This is a genomic window from Acidovorax sp. KPB24-03 (assembly GCF_057546605.1).
Genome location: NZ_BAAJYR010000929.1, coordinates 1 through 599, shown reverse-complemented (window position 1 = coordinate 599; position 599 = coordinate 1). Strand labels below are relative to the sequence as shown.

Sequence of the window (599 nt, the reverse complement as noted above, 5' to 3'; positions counted from 1 at the left end):
GGGCCACGGCCCGGCCCATGGCGGTGGAGCCCGTGGCCGACAGCACCGGCACGCGCGCGTCATCCACCAGCACCTCGCCCAGGTCGCGCTGGCCGATGATCAGCTCCAGCAGGCCGGCGGGCGCATCGGCGCCGAAGCGGGCGATGGCGCGCTGCGCGATCGCGTGCGTGGCCAGCGCCGTGAGCGGGGTTTTTTCCGACGGCTTCCACACCACCGGATCGCCGCACACCAGCGCCAGCGCGGCATTCCAGGACCACACCGCCACGGGAAAATTGAACGCCGAGATCACGCCGCACACGCCCAGCGGGTGCCATGTTTCCATCATGCGGTGGCCGGTGCGCTCGGTGGCGATCGTCAGGCCGTACAACTGGCGCGACAGGCCCACGGCGAAGTCGCAGATGTCGATCATCTCCTGCACCTCGCCCAGCCCCTCGGACGGGACCTTGCCCGCCTCGATGGTCACCAGCAGGCCCAGGTCGGCCTTGGCCGCGCGCAGCTCTTCGCCCAGCAGGCGCACCAGCTCGCCCCGGCGCGGCGCCGGCACATTGCGCCAGGCCTGGAAGGCCGCATGCGCCCGCCCGATGGCCGCGGTGGCCTCG

At 72.6% G+C, this 599-nt stretch carries 1 protein-coding gene; it reads right to left on the bottom strand.

Translation table 11 applies throughout. From position 1 onward, the window contains the following. On the bottom strand, positions 1-599 hold a 599-nt coding region (locus tag AC27KI_RS26860; RefSeq protein ID WP_487116952.1), incomplete at both ends, for an aldehyde dehydrogenase family protein.